18 protein-coding genes are annotated in these 18,067 nt (G+C 67.1%); 10 read left to right on the top strand and 8 right to left on the bottom strand.

The window, feature by feature from the left end:
• Positions 1-3 precede the first annotated feature (3 nt).
• The 5 genes from ACQR1F_RS02370 to ACQR1F_RS02350 all read right to left on the bottom strand — a co-directional run bounded on the left by ACQR1F_RS02370 (position 4) and on the right by ACQR1F_RS02350 (position 4,683).
• Positions 4-924 carry a polyphosphate kinase 2 family protein gene (locus ACQR1F_RS02370; RefSeq protein WP_315805594.1) on the bottom strand — a complete coding sequence of 307 codons (921 nt, stop codon included), beginning with the start codon at positions 922-924 and terminating at the stop codon, positions 4-6.
• Positions 921-1,637, bottom strand: coding sequence for an NUDIX hydrolase (locus tag ACQR1F_RS02365; protein ID WP_434912480.1), 717 nt, complete (start codon positions 1,635-1,637; stop codon positions 921-923). The genes ACQR1F_RS02370 and ACQR1F_RS02365 overlap by 4 nt, the downstream gene beginning before the upstream one ends.
• Before the next feature lie 3 nt (positions 1,638-1,640).
• Positions 1,641-2,654: an ABC transporter substrate-binding protein gene (locus ACQR1F_RS02360; protein ID WP_315805592.1), complete on the bottom strand. Its 1,014-nt coding sequence runs from the start codon at positions 2,652-2,654 to the stop codon at positions 1,641-1,643.
• A gap of 221 nt (positions 2,655-2,875) precedes the next feature.
• Complete coding sequence (locus ACQR1F_RS02355; protein ID WP_434912479.1) at positions 2,876-3,661, bottom strand: ABC transporter permease; 786 nt, start codon at positions 3,659-3,661, stop codon at positions 2,876-2,878.
• 215 nt (positions 3,662-3,876) lie between these two features.
• Positions 3,877-4,683 carry an ABC transporter ATP-binding protein gene (locus tag ACQR1F_RS02350; RefSeq protein ID WP_316183575.1) on the bottom strand — a complete coding sequence of 269 codons (807 nt, stop codon included), beginning with the start codon at positions 4,681-4,683 and terminating at the stop codon, positions 3,877-3,879.
• Between the two features lie 154 nt (positions 4,684-4,837).
• Here ACQR1F_RS02350 and ACQR1F_RS02345 point away from each other — a divergent pair, with 154 nt between their 5' ends.
• The 6 genes from ACQR1F_RS02345 to ACQR1F_RS02320 all read left to right on the top strand — a co-directional run bounded on the left by ACQR1F_RS02345 (position 4,838) and on the right by ACQR1F_RS02320 (position 10,028).
• The gene (locus ACQR1F_RS02345; protein WP_316183548.1) at positions 4,838-5,632 is read left to right on the top strand and encodes an ATP-binding cassette domain-containing protein; all 795 of its coding nucleotides are present in this window, start codon (positions 4,838-4,840) and stop codon (positions 5,630-5,632) included.
• On the top strand, positions 5,629-7,185 hold the full coding sequence (locus ACQR1F_RS02340) for a glycine betaine ABC transporter substrate-binding protein (protein ID WP_434912478.1): 1,557 nt from the start codon (positions 5,629-5,631) through the stop codon (positions 7,183-7,185). The genes ACQR1F_RS02345 and ACQR1F_RS02340 overlap by 4 nt, the downstream gene beginning before the upstream one ends.
• A gap of 212 nt (positions 7,186-7,397) precedes the next feature.
• Positions 7,398-7,853 carry a MarR family winged helix-turn-helix transcriptional regulator gene (locus tag ACQR1F_RS02335; protein ID WP_316183550.1) on the top strand — a complete coding sequence of 152 codons (456 nt, stop codon included), beginning with the start codon at positions 7,398-7,400 and terminating at the stop codon, positions 7,851-7,853.
• A 50-nt stretch (positions 7,854-7,903) separates the two neighbouring features.
• Positions 7,904-8,476 carry an isochorismatase family protein gene (locus ACQR1F_RS02330; protein WP_434874775.1) on the top strand — a complete coding sequence of 191 codons (573 nt, stop codon included), beginning with the start codon at positions 7,904-7,906 and terminating at the stop codon, positions 8,474-8,476.
• Positions 8,473-8,802, top strand: a complete 330-nt coding sequence (locus ACQR1F_RS02325) for a hypothetical protein (RefSeq protein WP_315805586.1) — start codon at positions 8,473-8,475, stop codon at positions 8,800-8,802. Before ACQR1F_RS02330 ends, ACQR1F_RS02325 begins: the two co-directional genes overlap by 4 nt.
• A complete protein-coding gene (locus tag ACQR1F_RS02320; RefSeq protein ID WP_316239590.1) occupies positions 8,799-10,028 on the top strand; it encodes an MFS transporter in 1,230 nt (409 codons plus the stop codon). Before ACQR1F_RS02325 ends, ACQR1F_RS02320 begins: the two co-directional genes overlap by 4 nt.
• A 2-nt stretch (positions 10,029-10,030) precedes the next feature.
• Here ACQR1F_RS02320 and ACQR1F_RS02315 read toward each other — a convergent pair whose 3' ends face one another.
• A complete protein-coding gene (locus ACQR1F_RS02315) occupies positions 10,031-10,426 on the bottom strand; it encodes a rhodanese-like domain-containing protein (protein WP_316183553.1) in 396 nt (131 codons plus the stop codon).
• 186 nt (positions 10,427-10,612) lie between these two features.
• Between ACQR1F_RS02315 and ACQR1F_RS02310 the strand changes: the two genes are divergently transcribed.
• From ACQR1F_RS02310 to ACQR1F_RS02295, 4 genes are all read left to right on the top strand, one after another.
• Positions 10,613-11,500: an IclR family transcriptional regulator gene (locus tag ACQR1F_RS02310; RefSeq protein WP_434912477.1), complete on the top strand. Its 888-nt coding sequence runs from the start codon at positions 10,613-10,615 to the stop codon at positions 11,498-11,500.
• A 17-nt stretch (positions 11,501-11,517) separates the two neighbouring features.
• On the top strand, positions 11,518-12,714 hold the full coding sequence (locus ACQR1F_RS02305) for a CaiB/BaiF CoA transferase family protein (protein ID WP_434912476.1): 1,197 nt from the start codon (positions 11,518-11,520) through the stop codon (positions 12,712-12,714).
• A gap of 86 nt (positions 12,715-12,800) precedes the next feature.
• Positions 12,801-13,787 carry a Bug family tripartite tricarboxylate transporter substrate binding protein gene (locus ACQR1F_RS02300; RefSeq protein ID WP_316217051.1) on the top strand — a complete coding sequence of 329 codons (987 nt, stop codon included), beginning with the start codon at positions 12,801-12,803 and terminating at the stop codon, positions 13,785-13,787.
• Between the two features lie 32 nt (positions 13,788-13,819).
• A complete protein-coding gene (locus ACQR1F_RS02295) occupies positions 13,820-15,037 on the top strand; it encodes an ABC transporter substrate-binding protein (protein WP_434912475.1) in 1,218 nt (405 codons plus the stop codon).
• A gap of 46 nt (positions 15,038-15,083) precedes the next feature.
• On the opposite strand, the gene ACQR1F_RS02290 is transcribed toward ACQR1F_RS02295, so the two are convergent.
• Complete coding sequence (locus ACQR1F_RS02290; protein WP_434912474.1) at positions 15,084-16,793, bottom strand: sulfatase-like hydrolase/transferase; 1,710 nt, start codon at positions 16,791-16,793, stop codon at positions 15,084-15,086.
• Positions 16,794-16,992: 199 nt separating this feature from the next.
• The gene (locus ACQR1F_RS02285; protein ID WP_434912473.1) at positions 16,993-17,925 is read right to left on the bottom strand and encodes a DUF2380 domain-containing protein; all 933 of its coding nucleotides are present in this window, start codon (positions 17,923-17,925) and stop codon (positions 16,993-16,995) included.
• Between the last annotated feature and the right edge of the window lie 142 nt (positions 17,926-18,067).

Below are 18,067 nucleotides of genomic sequence, written 5' to 3'. Positions count from 1 at the left end.
CGCTCAGCCCTTCTTGCCGCCCTTGCCTTCGCTCTCGAGCGCCTTGCGCACCGCCTTGAACTCCTCGCGCGAGCCGGCGTCGACGCGCGGAAAATGCAGGTCCAGGCCATCCAGCGCGGCGACGATGGTCGAGCCGATGACGACACGGGCGAACCATTTGTGGTCGGCCGGAACGACATGCCACGGCGCATAGGGCGTCGAGGTGTGGCGCACGATGTCCTGATAGACCGCCTGGTAGCGATTCCACCTCGCGCGCTCGGTGACGTCGCCCATCGAGAACTTCCAGTTCTTCGCCGGCTCCTCCAGCCGGTCGAGAAAGCGCTCGCGCTGCTCCTCCTTGGAGATGTTGAGGAAGAACTTCAGGATCACGGTGCCGTTGCGCGTGAGGTAGCGCTCGAACGCGGAGATGTCCTCGAAGCGCTCGTGCCAGATGTTCTTGGTGACGAGCCTCGGCGGCAGCTTCTCCGCTTTCAGGATCTCCGGATGCACGCGCGTGACCAGGCATTCCTCGTAGTAGGAGCGGTTGAAGATGCCGATGCGGCCGCGCTCGGGGAGCGCGATGGCGCTGCGCCACATGAAGTCGTGGTCGAGCTCCTTGGAGGTCGGCTGCTTGAACGAGGTGACCTCGCAGCCCTGCGGATTGACGCCCTCGAAGATGCTCTTGATCGCGCTGTCCTTGCCGGAGGCGTCCATGCCCTGCAGCAGCACCAGCACCGACCAGCGGTCCTGCGCGTAGAGCTTCTCCTGGAAGTCGGCGAGCCGCTGGCGGTTCTGCTCGATGATCGCCTCGCCCTCTTCCTTGGCGAGGCCGCCCTTGACCTTGGTCTTGTGCGACTTGAGATGAAACTTGTGTCCGCCATCGATCCGGAACGGCGAGATGAAACCATCGAGCTCATCGGCCAGCGTGCGCGGTTTCTTGCTCATGAGGACGGCTCTCCGGGGCTGAATTGCGTTTCGAGGAAGGCGGTCACGAAGCGCGGCATCGCCGCAGTCAGATCATTCCTGCTTCGAACCAGCCGTATCGAGCAGAGTTCCGGCTCGCCCTGGGCCGCGAGGTTGGCCTCGATGCGGCGCTGCAGAGCCTCGCCCATGTCAGAGGCGTCGAGCACACGCATCAGCGCGATCGACGCGCCGGTCACGACACAGTCCCAATGCGCCGCGGCCTGATAGTCCGATGGCGCGAGTCCCGTCTCCTCCTCGACCTCGCGCGCGACGTTGGCGGCGAGATCGAGCACACCGTCGCTGACGTCGTCGAGATCCGGCGTGCCGGCGGGAAAGTACAGCCGGCCGGCATTGGCGGTATGCGCGCCCATCTCGCCGAGCACGAAGGCGCCGTCCGCGGACCGCAGCGCGCCCATGCCGAAGCCGTTGAAGGCGGTGCGATCCGGAAAGCCCCAGTCGCGCCACGCCAGCAGGCTGGCGAAATCGGTCTCGAAATAGCTCGCCGAAAAACGTCCATCCGCGATGCGCGGATTGCGCCCGAGCAGCACACGGCCGTTCCACAGGCCGGGCCTCGCGCGCTGGCATTCCGCGAAATGCGCCGCGATGTCGTCGCGGCGCTGGTTCGCGAACGGCCAGTCCCACGGCTCGACCTTGAGGTCGAGCGTGGTGACGCGCTGGATGACGACGTCCGTCATCCGCTATTTCGCGCCCTTCGCCTGCTCGACGAACTTGTTGGTGAAGGTCTTGCTGACGTCGACATTGGCCTTGGCGACGTCGGGCGAGCCGGTCGAGAACACCGCGAGCACGGCGTCGGCGCCCTTCGGATCCATCTTGCCGGTCTGGGAGTACATCGGAATGGTGTTCTTCAGCGCCGCGAGATACAGCGCCTTGTCCTTGCCAACGAGCTCCTCCGGCATCTTCGCCATGATCTCCTCCGGCGTATGCGAATGGATCCAGCCCAGCGTCGCCACGATGGCGTTGGTCAGCGCCTGCGCCTCCTTGTCATGGCCGGCGATCCAGGCCGCCGTCGAGTACAGCGCGCCGCCGGGATATTCGCCGCCGAACACCTCCAGCGTGTCGTGCTGGGTGCGGGTATCGCTGAGGATCTTGAGGTCAGGATGCTTGCCCTGCAGCACGGTGACCGAGGGATCGAGCATCACGGCCGCGTCGATCTGGCCCTGCTCCATCGCCGCCACCGCGGTCGCGCCGAGGCCGACGCCGATCACGGCGGTACCCGACGGATCGAGGCCGTTCTTCTTCAGCATGTACTTCAGGAAGAAGTCGGTCGAGGAGCCCGGCGCGCTGACGCCGACCTTCTTGCCGGCGAGATCCTTGATCGAGCTGATCTCCTTGTTGTGCGACGGCGCCACCACCAGCACGAGACCGGGATAGCGGTCGTAGACGACGAAGGACTGCATCTCCTGCTTCTTGGCCGCGAGATTGACGCAGTGATCGAAATAGCCGGAGACGACGTCGGCGCTGCCGCCGAGCACCGCCTTCAGCGCATCCGAGCCGCCCTTGAGATCGACCAGCTCGACGTCGAGCCCGGCCTTCTCGTATTCGCCGAGCTGCTTGGCCAGCACGGTCGGCAGATAGCACAGGCACGCGCCGCCGCCGATTGCGATGGTAACCTTGGTGGCCGCGCTGGCGAGACCGGTGCTCAGCGTCAGCGCCAGCAGCGCGCCGGTGACCCGGCCGATGATCTTGTTCATGTGTTTCCTCCGTTCTGTCGTTGGTCAGATTAGGCGTGTTGATGTGGCTTTAGAAGGCTGCGCCACCCACCGCCGTCGTCCCGGCGAACGCCGGGACCCATAACCCCAGGGAGTGGTTTGGGGCACACGGGACGACCCGTCTTTTCCAACCGCGATATCACGCGGTATGGGTCCCGGCGTTCGCCGGGACGACGGCGGAGGATGTGGGAGCACCGCGCCCCTCATCGCCCATCCGCCGCGTCAGGCCGCCACACCAGGAGCCGCCGCTCCACCAGCGTGACGCAGATGTCGATCAGGATGACGAACGCCGACAGCACGAACATGCCGGCGAACACGCCGGCGACGTCGAAGATGCCTTCGGCCTGCTGGATCAGATAGCCGAGGCCGGCTGCCGAGCCGAGATACTCGCCGACGACGGCGCCGACCACGGCGAAACCGACGGAGGTGTGCAGCGAGGAGAACATCCAGGACAGCGCCGACGGCCAATAGACATGGCGCATCAGCTGCCGCTCGCTCATCCCCAGCATGCGCGCGTTGTCGCGCACCACCGGCGAGACCTCCTTCACGCCCTGATAGACGTTGAAGAACACGATGAAGAAGACGAGCGTCACGCCGAGCGCGACCTTGGACCAGATCCCCAAGCCCAGCCACAGCGTGAAGATCGGCGCCAGCACCACGCGCGGCAGCGCATTGGCCATCTTGACGTAGGGATCGAACACGGCGGCCACCAGCGGCTTGCGCGCGAACCAGAAGCCGACCAGGACGCCGCCGAGCGAGCCGATCGCGAACGCCAGGACCGATTCCCACAGCGTGATCGCGAGGTGCTTCCAGATCGAACCGGTCGAGAACCATTTGACGACCTGCGCTGATACGTCGACCGGATTGGAGAAGAAGAACGGCGGAAGCCAGATGCGTCCGAACACCGGCACGGTGGCGAAGAACTGCCACAGCGCAATCGCGACGATGGCGACCAACAGCTGCAGCGCGAGCAAACCGAGACGCGACATTCAAGCCGCCTCGCGCTGCGTGAGGGGTCCACGGCCGACGCCACTTGCGCCGCTGCGCTCCCTCCCCCCTTGTGGAGGAGGGCTGGGGAGGGGGGTCCCCCAACCACCAGTCTTTCCGGGGTACCCCCCTCCCCGACCCTCCTCCACAAGGGGGGAGGGAGCGCACTGCACGCGCCGAAACAGCGGGGCTCCCACGAAGCTCATTGCCGCCCCCATCACACCGCCTCCGCCTGCTTGTAGGTCTTCTCGACCTCCGTCTTCAGCGTCTGCCAGATCTCGCGATGCAGCTCATGGAACTCGTGCTTCATGCGCACCTCGAAGATGTCGCGCGGACGCGGCAGGGTCACGCGCCAGTCGCCGATGATGCGCGAGGCCGGTCCCGCCGACATGATGACGACGCGGTCGGCGAGCGCGATCGCCTCCTCCAGATCGTGAGTGACGAACAGCACCGCCTTGCGGTCGGCATTCCAGAGATCGAGCAGCAAATTGCCCATGATCTGCCGGGTCTGCGCGTCGAGCGGCCCGAACGGCTCGTCCATCAGGATGATGCGGGGATTGCGGATCAGCACCTGGGCGAGCCCGACGCGCTTGCGCTGGCCGCCAGACAGCATGTGCGGATAGCGGTTGCCGAAGGCGCCGAGGCCGACCGAGGTCAGCCATTGCTGCGCCTTGGCGGCCGCATCCTTCGACGGCGAGCCCGCGACCTCGAGCCCGATCGCGACGTTCTCCAGCGCGGTCTTCCATGGGAACAACGCATCGGCCTGGAACAGATAGCCGGCGTCGCGATTGAGGCCGGCCAGCGGCTGGCCGAAGATGCGCACCTGGCCGGCGGCCGGCTTCAGCAGTCCCGCCGCCACGTTGAGAAGGGTGGATTTGCCGCAGCCGGTCGGCCCGACGATGGCGACGAACTCGCCGTCGGCGACGGCCAGATCCGCCGTCTCGACGGCGGTGTAGGTGCGTCCGCCGGCGAGACGGAATGCCACCGTCGTTCGCTCCAGCGCGACCGCGGCGGCCGTGGGCATCGTCACGTCCAAGTTCCTCCCCGGAGAATGGCCGGGACGGCTTAGCCGCTTGCGCGGCGAAGTTCAACGCGCGGCCCGGACGTGCTAGGTCATCTGACTGAGCCCAAGGCCAACACCTCCGCCAACACCTCGGCCAACCGTTCCGCAAGGCCGCATGCCGCGCACGCCGTTCATCGTCTACGCCAACGTCCGCAAGGGCTTTCCTGGTCCGTCGGTCGCCGTGACCGCGGTCGACGGCGTATCGATGGAGGTCGCCGAGGGTGAGTTCCTGGCGATCGTGGGCGGCTCCGGCTCGGGCAAGACCACGCTGCTGCGGCTGACCAACCGCCTGATCGAGCTGGACGGCGGCGCGATCCGGATTGCCGGTGAGGATATCGCCGGCCTCGATCCTGTCAGCCTGCGTCGCCGGATTGGCACCGTGTTCCAGAACGGGGCGCTGTTTCCGCACATGACGGTTGCCGCCAACATCGGCATCACCCCCAGGCTGCTGGGGACCCCGCCGGCCGAGATCGCCACGCGCGTCGGCGAGCTGCTCGACCTCGTGCGGCTCGACCGCAAGGCCCATCGCGACCGGCTGCCGCACGAGCTCTCCGGCGGCCAGCGCCAGCGCGTCGGCGTCGCCCGCGCGCTCGCGGCGCGGCCGAAGATCGTGCTGATGGACGAGCCGTTCGGCGCGCTCGATCCGCTGACGCGTGATGCGCTCGGCAGCGACTACCGCGCCCTGCATGAGCAGTTCGCGCTGACCACGATCATGATCACGCACGACATCACCGAGGCCCTGCTGCTCGCCGACCGCATCGCAGTGATGCGCGGCGGACGCCTGATCGAGATCGGCACGCCGGCCGAGCTCGCGGCCAGCCGCGAACCCTACGTGACGGAGCTGATGACGACGCCGCGCCGGCAGGCGGCGCGGCTGGCCGCGCTGCTGCCCGAAAGCGGCGCAGCATGAGCGCCCTGTCCGATCCACGCTTCACCGAGGCGCTGTCGCATCTCCCTGACTATCTCGGCAGCCATCTGCGCGTGAGCCTCGCCGCGCTGGCGCTCGGCCTTGCCGTGAGCTTTCCACTGGCGCTGCTCGCGCGCAATCGCCCTGCCCTGCGCAATCTGCTGCTCGGCGCGGCAAGCGTGGTGCAGACGGTGCCGGGACTGGCGCTGCTGGCGCTGTTCTATCCGCTGCTGCTGGCGCTGACGGCACTCACCTTGCGCTGGTTCGGGCTCTCGTTCTCGGCCTTCGGCTTCCTGCCCGCGGTGCTGGCGCTGGCGCTGTATTCGATGCTGCCGGTGCTGCGCAACACCATCACCGGGCTGAACGGCGTCGACGCAAGCCTGATCGAGGCCGCCAAAGGCGTCGGCATGACCGAGCGCCAGGCGCTCACGATGGTGGAGCTGCCGCTGGCGCTGCCGGTGATCATGGCCGGCATCCGCACCGCTGCGGTGTGGGTGATCGGCACCGCGACCTTGTCGACGCCGATCGGCCAGACCTCGCTCGGCAACTACATCTTTGCCGGGCTGCAGACCCAGAACTGGGTGCTGGTCGTGTTCGGCTGCGTCGCCGCCGCCGTGCTGGCGCTTGCCATCGATCAGTTGCTGGCGCTGATCGAGCATGGCCTGCGCAGGCGCAGCCGTGCCCGTGTCGGGCTTGGCACCGCAACCATCGCGCTGATGGTCGGCGCCAGTCTCCTGCCCTCGCTGGCCGGCAGCTCGGCACGCTACGTGATCGGCGCCAAGACTTTTACCGAGCAATATGTGCTGTCGGCCTTGATCAGCGAGCGGCTGCAGGCAACCGGTCTCTCGGCGACGACACGCGCCGGGCTTGGCTCCAGCGTGATCTATGAGGCGCTCAAGAACGGCGACATCGATGCCTATGTCGACTATTCAGGCACGCTGTGGGCCAACCAGTTTCACCACAAGGAGCCGTTGCCGCGCGCCGCGCTGCTCGATGCGCTGAAGCAGGATCTCGCCAAGGACAAGGTGAGCCTGCTCGGCGAGCTCGGCTTCGAGAACGCCTACGCGCTGGTGATGCCGCGCAAGACGGCCGAGGCGCTCGGCATCCGCTCGATCGCCGACCTCGCGCGTCACACCAGCGACATGTCGATCGTCGGCGACTACGAGTTCTTCTCGCGCCCGGAATGGGCGGCCTTGCGCGACGCCTATGGCCTCGCCTTCCGCGCCCAGCGCCAGATGCAGCCCGACTTCATGTATGCCGCGGCCGCCTCCGGCGAGGTCGACGTCATCGCCGGCTACACCAGCGACGGCCTGATCGCGAAATACGATCTCGTCGTGCTCGACGACCCCAAGCAGGCGATCCCGCCTTACGACGCGATCCTGCTGCTGTCGCCGAAGCGTGCCGAGGACCGCGCGTTGCAGGATGCGTTACGACCGCTGCTCGGCCGCATCGACATCGCGACGATGCAGCAGGCCAATCTGCGCGCCTCCGGCAGTGACGCGGAGTCCTCGCCGCAGGCGGTGGCGCGCTGGCTGTGGGCGAAGATCGGGAAGTAGATCATCCGCTTTCCGAGTTCTGCCTGATCGCTCCCGACGTTACGACTGCTTGTCCGGCCAATTCAATCGCAATCATCTCTCGCGCGCGAGCCCGATAAGGGCTCTTGCAGAGCGAGCGAACGTGTTCGAGCCACAACGCCCCGGGGACCGCGCATATCATCAGTTAAACTTATAAGATTGACTTCATAACTGACCTGCCATAGCCTTGCGGCATGAGCCGACAGTCACCCCGGAAGGTCCCCCCGCCCGCTACCCATGCCCTGGCTGGCGAGCTGCGGGCGGTCGCCGGCAAGCTGAAGCGCCGGCTGCGCGAGCAGGCTGACGCGGGCGATCTGCCGCCGTCTCAGGTATCGGTGCTGCTTCGCCTCGAAAAAGACGGGCCCACGACGGCCTCGCATCTCGCGCGGATCGAGGGGATGCGGCCGCAATCGATGGGGCCAATCATTGCAGCGCTGGAAAGCGCCGGCCTGGTGCGCGGATCGCCGGACCCGGGGGACGGCCGGCAGACCATCCTTTCGCTGACAGAGGCATGCCGCGTCCGGATCGACGAAGGACGCGCCGCGCGGCAGGACTGGCTGTCGCGCACCATCGCGGCCCGGCTCTCGCCAGCGGAGCAGCAGCAACTCGCTTCAGCCATCGTGCTGCTCAGGCGCCTGGTCGACGACTGACGCGTGACGGCCGCGCGCAAACGCGCGCCGCGTGCAAGAGGAGATCATCAATGGCGCTCACGCAGCTCGATCTGAATACCGCGCTCATCGTTGTCGATCTGCAGAAAGGCATCGTCGGCGCATCCTTGCTGCATCCGATCGGCGAGGTCATCGCTCGCGCTTCCGCCTTGGCGGAACGTTTCCGCGCGCTCAGGCTTCCGGTCGTGCTGGTCAATGTCGCCGGCACCGCCCCGGGACGGACCGAGCGGCCGCCACGTCTCACCGCGCCGTTCCCTGCGGACTGGGCCGATCTCATCCCCGAGCTGAACCGGCAACCGCACGACATCGTGGTGACCAAGCGGACCTGGGGCGCCTTCGCCAGCACCGATCTGGAGACACGATTGAAGGCGCGCGACGTGACGCAGGTGGTCGTTGCCGGTGTGGCCACCGGCACCGGTGTCGAGTCCACGGCGCGGCAAGCGTATGAGCAGGGCTTCAACGTCACGCTCGCCGTCGACGCCATGACCGACACGCGCCCCGAGGCGCACCAGTACAGCCTCACCCATGTCTTTCCGCGACTGGGCGAAACCGGCACGTCTGCGGACATCATCCGACTGCTCGACGCGAGGACCCCCCTGACATGACCTGGCTTGATCTCTTTTCCTATTTCTTCGGCGGCGCCTTCCTGGCCAACGCCGTTCCGCATGTCGTGGCCGGCCTGATGGGTCAGCCGTTCCAGAGCCCGTTCGCGAAACCTTCGGGACGCGGCCTCTCCTCGTCGACGGTGAACGTGCTCTGGGGCCTGTTCAACGTCGCCGTCGGCTATCTGCTGGTCTGCCGCGTCGGCGATTTCGAACTGAGAAACACAAGCGATGTCGTGGCTCTCGGCCTCGGCTCGCTCGCCATCGGCCTGATGCTCGCGCGACACTTCGGCGCGCTCCATGGTGGCGATCTGCGGAAGCGATCATGACGGGCAAGGCGCCGGGCATGTTCCGGTCGCTGCACAAGTTCAACTACCGGGTCTGGGCAGCCGGCGCGCTCGTCTCCAATATCGGCACCTGGATGCAACGCACCGCCCAGACTTGGCTGGTGCTGATCCAGCTCACCTCGCATAACGCGTCCGCCGTCGGCACGGTGATGGCGCTGCAGTACGGGCCGCAGCTCCTGCTGTTACCTCTGACCGGCTACGTGGCCGACCATTTCAATCAGCGACGGGTCTTGATCGCCACCCAGGCGACGATGGGAGCGTTCGCGCTCATCCTCGGCCTTCTCACCGTGACCGGCGTCGTCCAGCTCTGGCAAGTCGACGTGTTCGCATTCCTGTTCGGCTGCGCGGCAGCCTTCGACGCTCCGGTGCGCCAGACGTTCGTCGCCGAGTTGGTCGGGAACGACGATTTGCCCAACGCGATCGCGCTCAACTCGACATCGTTCAACGCCGCGCGGATGATCGGCCCGGCAATCGCCGGCATGGTGATCGCCGCGTTCGGCACCGGCTGGGCCTTCCTGATCAACGGCGCGTCGTTCATGGCCGTGCTGGCGTCGTTGAACCTGCTCCGCATCGCCGATCTGCGTCCGAACCCGCGGGCGCAGCACGCCAAGGGGAACGTCCTGGCGAGCGTCACCGCCGGCTTTGACTATGCATGGTCCCACCCGGAGCTTCGGGCCACTTTGATCATGCTCGCCCTGATCGGAACGTTCGGGCTCAACTTCCAGATCTTCGTCTCGACGATGGCGATCAAGGTCTTTCACAGCGATGCACGCGGCTACGGCCTGCTGTCCTCGGTCATGGCCGTCGGCACGGTTGCCGGCGCCCTGTTCAACGCCAGCCGGCACCGGCCGAGATTTGGCGCGCTGCTCGCAGGCAGTGGCCTGTTCGGACTAGGCTGCACGCTGGCCGCGCTCGCCCCGACCATCTGGCTGTTCGGCGCCGCGCTCGTCGTCATCGGCGTCGCGGCGCTCATGTTCACCAACACCACCAACAGCCTGATGCAGCTTGCGACCGAGCCCTCCATGCGCGGCCGGGTGATGGCGCTGCGCGTCGGCGTCGCACTCGGCGGCACGCCGATCGGCGCGCCGATCGTGGGCTGGGTGGCCGACAGCCTCGGCCCGCGCTGGGCGCTCGGCGTCGGCGCGGCGTCAGGTCTCGCTGCCGCGCTCGTTGCCATCGCAGCGATGCGAACGCCGCATCGAACGTGATCTCACATCCCCGGCTCGATCGGCTTCTCGACCGCGCCGCCGCTCTCGGCCCAATCCTTGAACGCGCCGACATTGAAGACCTTGTCGTAGCCGAGGTCCTTCAGCGTCTTCCCTGCCAGCGCCGAGCGGCCGCCGGAGGCGCAATACAGAATGACGCTCTTGTCCTTGCTGAAATTCTTGTCGTGATAGGGCGAGTCCGGATCGGCGCGGAATTCGAGCATGCCGCGCGAGACGTGATGCGCGCCTTCGATCTTGCCGCTCTTCTCGACCTCCGGCGCATCGCGCACGTCGAGGACGAGCGTATTGCCCTTGGCGATCATCGCCTGCGCCTCGGCCGGCGCGATTTTCGGCACCGCGGCGTTGGCGGCTTCCAGCATCTGCTTGACTGAGGTCGACATCGATTTCCTCCCGGACGTTGACGAGACAGCGGTAGCGGTCCGCCGGCCGGTTCACAACCCTCGATCAGGGGACCGGCGCGGGGCGCAGCAAAGGATACTGCACCCACGCTGTCCACATAGTGGACGATCATGGCTCAAAATAACAAGCATATGGACTCCACGGGTATCATCGGTCATTCTTCGTCCATGTCCGTTTCCCGCCCCCTCCCGATCAGCCGCGACCGCGCCGTCGAAACGATGCTCGCGGACAGCGCCAGCGATGCCGCCTTTGCCACGACCCTGGCCAAGGGCCTGTTCGTGCTGGAGGCGTTCGGGACCGGATCGGCGGTGCTCGGCAACATGGACATCTCGGTCCGGACCGGGATTCCGCGGCCGACCGTGGCCCGGCTCACCCACACCCTCACCGAGCTCGGCTATCTCTCGTTCGATCAGGCGCTCGCGAAGTATCGCCTCGGCATCCGCGCGTTGCGGATGGCGCATCCGCTGCTCGCCGACATGCCGTTCCGGCAGATTGCGCGGCCGCTGATGCAGGATCTCGCCGCGAGCGTCCGCGGCACGGTGTCGATCGGCCTGCTCGACGGCAGCGCCGTGGTCTATGTCGAGACCGCGCGCTCCGGCGATGTCGGCCCGCATGTTCCGGACATCGGCATGCCGATCTCGGTGGTCGCGACCGCGATGGGGCGCGCCGCGTCGGCGATCCTGCCGCCCGGCGCGGCCGCGCGTTTCGACGCGCAGCTCGCCGCCGGCGACGCCGAGCAATGGAGCGATTTTTCCGCGCTCTATTTCGGCGGCATCACGCAATGTGCCGAGCGCGGTTTCTGCACCTGCATCGGCGAATACATGCCTGCGATTCACGCCGTCGCCGCGCCGCTGCATTACGCGAACAGCTCCGGCCGCGCCTTCGCGATCAATTGCGGCATTCCCGCCTTCCGGCTGCAGCCGGGCCAGCTCGATGCCGAGATCGGCCCGCGCATCACGGCGCTCGCCGCCAGCATCCGGGCACTCATCAACGAAGCCGAGCCCAAGATCATCAGGCGCGCGCCGGAGCCGGCGCTTGCGGCCGAAGCCGGCTGAGACAGGTGCATCACGACATGGCCGGGCCACTCCAGGGTTTGCGCGTTCTCGACATCGCCACGATCATCGCGGCGCCGTTCGCGGCCACGCTGCTCGCCGACTATGGCGCCGACGTCCTGAAGATCGAGATGCCGGGCCAAGGCGACGGTGTCCGCACTTTCCCGCCGTTCAAGGACGGCAAGCCGCTGTGGTGGAAGACGGCCAACCGCAACAAGAGCTTCGCGACGCTCGATTTGCGCACGCCCGACGGGCTCGCGCTGTTCAAGCGGCTGCTGCCGCGCTTCGACGTGCTGATCGAGAACTTCCGCCCCGGCACGCTCGATCGCTGGGGACTGACGAAGGAGGTGCTGTGGTCGATCCAGCCGCGCCTCGTCATCCTGCGCGCCACCGCGTTCGGGCAGGACGGGCCGTACAAGGACCGGCCGGGCTTTGCCCGCATCTTCGAGGCGATGGGCGGCCTCACCTACATCACTGGCGAGGCTGATGGAGAGCCGACCCATCCAGGCTATCCGATCGGCGACGCCATCGGCGGCGCGTTCGGCGCGATTGGCGTCCTCGCGGCGTTGTGGAAGCGGGCGCGCGACCCCGACGCGCCGGGCGAGGAAATCGACCTCGCGCTGACCGAGGCTGTCTTCCGCTTGCTCGACGTGTTGCCCGTCGAGCACGACCAGCTCGGCTTCAGCCGCAGCCGGATCGGCAATGCCAACGGCTACTCGGCGCCGGCCGCAGTCTATCGCACCCGCGACGATCGCTGGGTGACGCTCGCCGGCTCGACCAACGCGCTCTACGCCGCCAATTGTCGCGCGATCGATCGTCCTGACCTGATCGAGGATCCGCGCTTCGCGAACAATGCCTCGCGGGTGAAGCATTCGGCCGAGCTCAACGCGATCTTTGCCGCCTGGTGCGCCGCGCATGACCTCGATGATGTCGTCGCGCGCTTCACCGCGGCCAAGGGAACGATCGCGCCGATCTACGCGATCGACCAGATCGCGGCCGATCCGCAGGCGATCGCGCGCGAGATGATCACGCGCGTGCCCGACCGCGATTTCGGCTCGGTGGCAATGTCGAACGTCGTACCGCGCTTTGGCAACGATCCCGCGGCGCTGCGCCATGCCGCGGGCGACGTCGGCCAGGACAACCTGGAGATCTATCAGGGCTGGCTTGGACTGTCAGACCAGGAGATGGACGATCTCGCGCGCAGGAAGGTGATCTGACGCGGCGCGAGCAGATACGACCAGGCGCAGCGAAGAACGCGCCGGAGCAGCCCGGACAAGGGATGCAGCAGACAGGGAGATGCGCGATGAGACCGTTGACGATGACGCGCCGTGGCCTGCTCGGTGCCGGAGCCGCGCTGGCCCTGGGCCGCAGCCATCCCGCACGCGCCGAGGGCGAGTGGCCGACCCGCATGGTGCGGCTGATCTGTCCCTATGGCGCCGGCGGCGCCAGCGACATCTCACTGCGCCTTCTGGCGACGGAGTTCGAACATCACCTCGGCCAGCAGTTCATCATCGAGAACAAGCCGGGCGCCGGCAGCCGCATCGCCAATGACGTCGTGGCCCGCGCCGCACCCGACGGCTACACCCTGCTCTACGCCGCCGCGCCCTACGTCACCGCCGAAGCTTTGTTCGGCAAGCTGACCTACGATCCTGTGAAAGACCTGCGCCCAGTGGCCGGCACGGTCGTCGCGCCGATCTTCCTGATGATCAGCGCCAACGCGCCGTTCAAGACGCTCGCCGAGCTGATCGCCTACGGCAAGTCCAAGCCGGAAGGCCTGACCTTCGCCTCGCCCGGGGCCGGCTCGCAGCCGCATCTCGCCGCCGAGCTGCTGTTCCGCGACGCCAAGGTGACCGGCCTCAACATCCCCTTCCGCGGCGACTCGATGGCCTATACCGAGCTGCTCGCCGGCCGCGTCGATGCGACGCTGACGGCGATCAGCACGGCGCTGCCCTATATCCAGGCCGGCCAGTTCCGCGTGCTCGGCGTCGCCGCCACCGAGCCCAGCGCGATCTATCCGCAGGCGCCGACGCTGCGCGAGCAGGGCCTGCCGAACGTGGTCGCGTCGGGCTGGTACGGCTTCATGGCGCCGGGCGCGACGCCGCAAGCCATCGTCGACCGGCTGTCGCGCGAGATCATCGCCGATCTCGCCGCTCCCGAGGTGAAGCAGAAGCTGTTCGCACAAGGGCTCGACGTGCAGCCGCGCGACCCCACGGCGTTCGGCCAGTTCATCGCCGACGAAACCAAAAAATGGAGCGCGGTCATCCGCGACGCCGCCATCAAGGCCGAATGAGTTTCACAAAAAATGATCAGGGAGTGGATGTGATGAGGATTGGGACCACCGCGCTGGCCGCGCTTGCCCTGCTGTCGCTGGCAGCGACGGCTTCGGCGGCCGAGAAGAAGTACGACACCGGGGCCAGCGACAGCGAGATCAAGGTCGGCCAGACCGTGCCGCTGAGCGGCCCGGCCTCGGCCTATGCCACGATCGGCAAGGCGCAGGCCGCCTATATGAAGATGATCAACGACCAGGGCGGCGTGAACGGCCGCAAGATCAACCTGATCCAGTATGACGACGCCTACTCGCCGCCGAAGACGGTCGAGCAGGTGCGCAAGCTGGTCGAGAGCGACGAGGTGCTCCTGACGTTCCAGATCATCGGCACCGCGCCGAACGTCGCCGTGCAGAAATATCTCAACGCGAAGAAGGTGCCGCAACTGTTCGCGGCCACCGGCGCCTCGCGCTTCACCGATCCCAAGAACTTTCCTTGGACGATGGGCTTCAACCCGAGCTACGTCGTCGAAGGCCGCATCTACGGCCAGTACATTCTCAAGACCCATCCCGACGCCAAGATCGGCGTGCTCTACCAGAACGACGATCTCGGCCGCGACTATCTCGCCGGCCTCAAGGCCGGGCTGGGCGAAAAGGCCGCCAAGATGATCGTCGCCGAATCGTCCTACGAGATCACCGAGCCGACGATCGATTCCCACATCCTGAAGCTGAAGGACGCCGGCGCCGATCTGCTGTTCAGCGCCTCCACGCCGAAGCAGGCGGCGCAGGCCATCAAGAAGGTCGCCGAGCTCGGCTGGAAGCCGGTCCACATCGTCGACATCAATGCCAATTCGCTGGGCGCCACCCTGAAGCCCGCCGGGCTCGAGAATGCCAAGGGCCTGATCAGCGTCGGCTACGTCAAGGACCCGCTCGAGGAGGGCTTCAAGAACGACCCCGGCGTGCAGCGCTATCTCGCCTTCATGGAGAAATACTATCCCGACGGCGACAAGGGCTCGAACTTCAACGTCTATGGCTACATCACCGCCGAGCTCCTGGTCCAGGTGCTGAAGCAGTGCGGCGACGAGCTGACGCGGGAGAACGTGCTGAAGCAGGCCACCCATCTCGACCATGTCGAGCTCGGCATGCTGCTGCCGGGCATCAGCATCACGACCTCGCCGACCGATTATCGCGTCAACAAGCAGTTGCAGATGATCCAGTTCGACGGCGCCCACTGGCAGAACATCGGCGGCATCGTCACCGACGCGGCCGCGGATTAGCAGCGGCGGCTGCGCCCCTGACCGGCCGCCCCTCGGCGTCGGCCGGTCACAGCCCGCGGATCAGCTCGGCGTCGATCAGCATGCGGTTGAAGCGGCGCGCCTCGGCGCCGTCGCCGCAGGCATAGAACACGCCCTTGCAGCGGAGCATGATCTCCTTCTGCTCGGCAAAGGACGGATCGAGCGGAATTCCGGCGGCCTCGAGCGTGACCAGCGGCAGATAGGCGGCGTCGATCCGGTCCATCACGACCGCGCTCTGGCGCGGCTCGAAATTGACGGCATCGATCGCGTAATACGTCCGATAGTAGCGCGGATCGTAGCTTTCGAGCTTCTCGCCGATGCCGGCCTCGTCGAGCTTGGGATCGAGAATGTGCGGCGAGAACTCCGGCTGGTGATCGCCATAGCGGACGATCAGGAACGGCTGGTCGCCGAACCTCTTCTTCAGGCTCGCAAGAAAGCGCTGATAGTCCGCTGCGCTCATCATCTGCCGGCGCAGATATTCGTCGATCGAAGGCAGATTGCCGGGCGCACGCCAGGACGGCGTCAAATCGGGCCGGAACGTCGTCTCCCACGGGAAATGGTTGGCGGCGAGATAGACGAACATGAACAGCGGCTTGCCGCGCGGCCGGTGCTGCATCAGGTCGAGCGCGGCGTCGTAGAAGAAGCCGTCGGGCTCGACGCCCTTGGCGCCGAGATCGCGCGCGTCGAGGAAACGATCGACACCGACAGTGGTCTGAAAGCTGCGCGCGCTCATGAAGGCGCCCTGCGCGGGATACAGCGACACCGTGTCGTAGCCGCAATTGCGCAGCGCCAGCGGCAGGCCGCGCTCGACCCGGCCGGACGCGATCCGCGTCACGAAATAGGCGAAACGGCCGAACGATCGCGACGACAGGCCGGCGAGCACGTTGTACTCGGTGAACCAGCTCGGGCCGCCATTGCTCTCGGCCATGAACTGCCGCGCCTTGCCGTCGAACGACTTGAAGTGGCTGCCATAGCCATCGGGCACCTTGATGCCCTCAGCCGAGCGGATGTCGAAACTGGATTCGTCGTGGATCAGCACGATGTTCGGCCGGCGCGCGGCCGGATGACAGGAATCCGGGACGAAGGCAGCCAGACTTCGATCAGCCGTGGCGTCGGATTCCATGAAGCCGTTGGCGAGGAAGTCGGACACCGCCGTGACGCCGGAGCGCGCGAATTTCGACAGATAGCCGTCGTCATAGTAGCCGCGCCAGGCCTCGTCGCGCCAGTTAAGCGAATACAGCGTCAGCGCCGCGAGGCAGGCGAGCTTGCCGGCGAGCGCCGGCAGCCGCGCGATCCGGAACGGGTCGGCCCACCACAGCAGCCCCAACAGCGGCAACACGACCGCGACGGCCACCAGCACCGACAGCTTGAGATTCGGAAAGATCGTGAACAGGAATGCCGCGCTGTCGTGATCGATCAGCATCACGTCGACGAAGTTCGCGGTCATCTGGACCACAGCGTGCTTGAGCTGCGACAGCAGCACCAGCACCACGACCATGGTCAGCGCCAGCGCGGCCGACACCGCAGGCCGCCGCAGCAGCACCAGCCAGAAGCCGTTCAGGATGCCCCAGGCCAGCACGAAGCCGAGCCGCGAGCCGAAATCGGTCTCGGTGTGCAGCATCAGAGCGAGCGCCGCCACATGCGGCGCGGCGACGGCGGACAGCCGGACGGCGGCAGAGCGTGTTGCGCTCGCCGCGGCGAGCGTGGTGATCGGTTGGTCGTTCGGGGTCAGTGACATCAGCCGGTCGAAAGCAGGCGCCCTTCGCCGGCGCATGCCGACAGATCAAGGAAGCCGATCCTGTCATTCGACCGTAATGAAATCGTCACAAATCACAACAGCCCGGATTTGCACGGAGCCGCGCGCCGATCGTCCGGCATGGCGGACCGGCGCAGCTCCCGGCGACGGCTCCGGGACCGGAGCGATGGCCGGGCCGCGATCAGTGCTCCGAGCCGGTCTCGAGCAGCCGCTCGCGCACCAGACGCACCGCGCCGCGACTCCAGGAATAATTGGCGCCGAGGCGCAGCCCGCTGTCGCCGGCGACGACGAGTGCGCCACTGTCGGCCTGGCGGACGCGAAAACCGATGATGTATTCGGTGCGGCCGATCCGCCTGACGATGCCGAGCAGCGACTGCTGGGCGCCGACCGCGCGCGCCACTCGCGCCTCGCAATCGTCGCACTCACGCACCGGCTGCCCCGGCTTGATCTCGCCGGCGGCGTCCACGAGGCGATAACGCCCGGACTGCGCCAGCAGCTGCCGCACCGCGTCGGTCGCCTCCTGCAGCCCCTTCTGGTCGGACTCCGTCGCGCCGAGCGCAGCGCCTGCGCTGGTGTCGTCGAGCTCGAATGGCAAGAGCGCCAGCCGGATCGGCTCCGGCGGCGCCAGCGCGTCACGGACCTGGCGCGAGACGAACATCTCGGCGCGCTGCCAGGCCTCGTCGCTGTCGCCGCGGAAGGTGAAGACCTTGTCGAACAGCACCCGATGGGAGGTGACGTCGATGGCCGACGCCCGCGCCCACTGCACCAGGGTCGAGAGCTTCTGGACACCACCGGTGACCACGACGGTGGCGCCGGCCGCGGCCGCCATCTGCAACCGTGCCTCCGGCGACGCATCGGTCGGACAGGACGGAGCGCAGGACGGGCTGACCGGACGCAGCCGCGCATCCGCGGCGACATCGCGGCGGAGCGCGGCGATGAACGCATCCAGCCGCCGCTGATGCGCTGCGGTCTGATCGACCGGCTCGCCGGACGTGTCGAGATAGCTGAAATCATCGACCAGCACGGCCGGGACATCACCAGAGGCGGCGCGGACCGGGCCGGCCGCGAGAGCAAGCGCGAGAACGAGGCAACGGACGAGGCGGCGGTTCGACATGAGATTCCCCTGCAACGATGTCTGGCGCTCCGAAGCTAGATGCCGGCGCGGCATGGCCGCAGCGGCGAGGATCCCGGCGAGGCACGGGAAAATTTCACGACGGCACCGTCCACCGGGCCGCGGCGCTTTTGGCCCGGGCGGT

This window comes from Bradyrhizobium sp. HKCCYLS3013 (assembly GCF_051167615.1).
Lineage (GTDB): Bacteria > Pseudomonadota > Alphaproteobacteria > Rhizobiales > Xanthobacteraceae > Bradyrhizobium.
This window is presented reverse-complemented; position numbering and strand designations above follow the sequence as displayed.

What these genes read in the sequence shown, in the direction of transcription:
- ACQR1F_RS02370 (WP_315805594.1), bottom strand. Translation starts at nt 924, where the DNA reads ATGAGCAAGAAACCGCGCACGCTGGCCGATGAGCTCGATGGTTTCATC.
- ACQR1F_RS02365 (WP_434912480.1), bottom strand. Translation starts at nt 1,637, where the DNA reads ATGACGGACGTCGTCATCCAGCGCGTCACCACGCTCGACCTCAAGGTC.
- ACQR1F_RS02360 (WP_315805592.1), bottom strand. Translation starts at nt 2,654, where the DNA reads ATGAACAAGATCATCGGCCGGGTCACCGGCGCGCTGCTGGCGCTGACG.
- ACQR1F_RS02355 (WP_434912479.1), bottom strand. Translation starts at nt 3,661, where the DNA reads ATGTCGCGTCTCGGTTTGCTCGCGCTGCAGCTGTTGGTCGCCATCGTC.
- ACQR1F_RS02350 (WP_316183575.1), bottom strand. Translation starts at nt 4,683, where the DNA reads ATGCCCACGGCCGCCGCGGTCGCGCTGGAGCGAACGACGGTGGCATTC.
- ACQR1F_RS02345 (WP_316183548.1), top strand. Translation starts at nt 4,838, where the DNA reads ATGCCGCGCACGCCGTTCATCGTCTACGCCAACGTCCGCAAGGGCTTT.
- ACQR1F_RS02340 (WP_434912478.1), top strand. Translation starts at nt 5,629, where the DNA reads ATGAGCGCCCTGTCCGATCCACGCTTCACCGAGGCGCTGTCGCATCTC.
- ACQR1F_RS02335 (WP_316183550.1), top strand. Translation starts at nt 7,398, where the DNA reads ATGAGCCGACAGTCACCCCGGAAGGTCCCCCCGCCCGCTACCCATGCC.
- ACQR1F_RS02330 (WP_434874775.1), top strand. Translation starts at nt 7,904, where the DNA reads ATGGCGCTCACGCAGCTCGATCTGAATACCGCGCTCATCGTTGTCGAT.
- ACQR1F_RS02325 (WP_315805586.1), top strand. Translation starts at nt 8,473, where the DNA reads ATGACCTGGCTTGATCTCTTTTCCTATTTCTTCGGCGGCGCCTTCCTG.
- ACQR1F_RS02320 (WP_316239590.1), top strand. Translation starts at nt 8,799, where the DNA reads ATGACGGGCAAGGCGCCGGGCATGTTCCGGTCGCTGCACAAGTTCAAC.
- ACQR1F_RS02315 (WP_316183553.1), bottom strand. Translation starts at nt 10,426, where the DNA reads ATGTCGACCTCAGTCAAGCAGATGCTGGAAGCCGCCAACGCCGCGGTG.
- ACQR1F_RS02310 (WP_434912477.1), top strand. Translation starts at nt 10,613, where the DNA reads ATGTCCGTTTCCCGCCCCCTCCCGATCAGCCGCGACCGCGCCGTCGAA.
- ACQR1F_RS02305 (WP_434912476.1), top strand. Translation starts at nt 11,518, where the DNA reads ATGGCCGGGCCACTCCAGGGTTTGCGCGTTCTCGACATCGCCACGATC.
- ACQR1F_RS02300 (WP_316217051.1), top strand. Translation starts at nt 12,801, where the DNA reads ATGAGACCGTTGACGATGACGCGCCGTGGCCTGCTCGGTGCCGGAGCC.
- ACQR1F_RS02295 (WP_434912475.1), top strand. Translation starts at nt 13,820, where the DNA reads ATGAGGATTGGGACCACCGCGCTGGCCGCGCTTGCCCTGCTGTCGCTG.
- ACQR1F_RS02290 (WP_434912474.1), bottom strand. Translation starts at nt 16,793, where the DNA reads ATGTCACTGACCCCGAACGACCAACCGATCACCACGCTCGCCGCGGCG.
- ACQR1F_RS02285 (WP_434912473.1), bottom strand. Translation starts at nt 17,925, where the DNA reads ATGTCGAACCGCCGCCTCGTCCGTTGCCTCGTTCTCGCGCTTGCTCTC.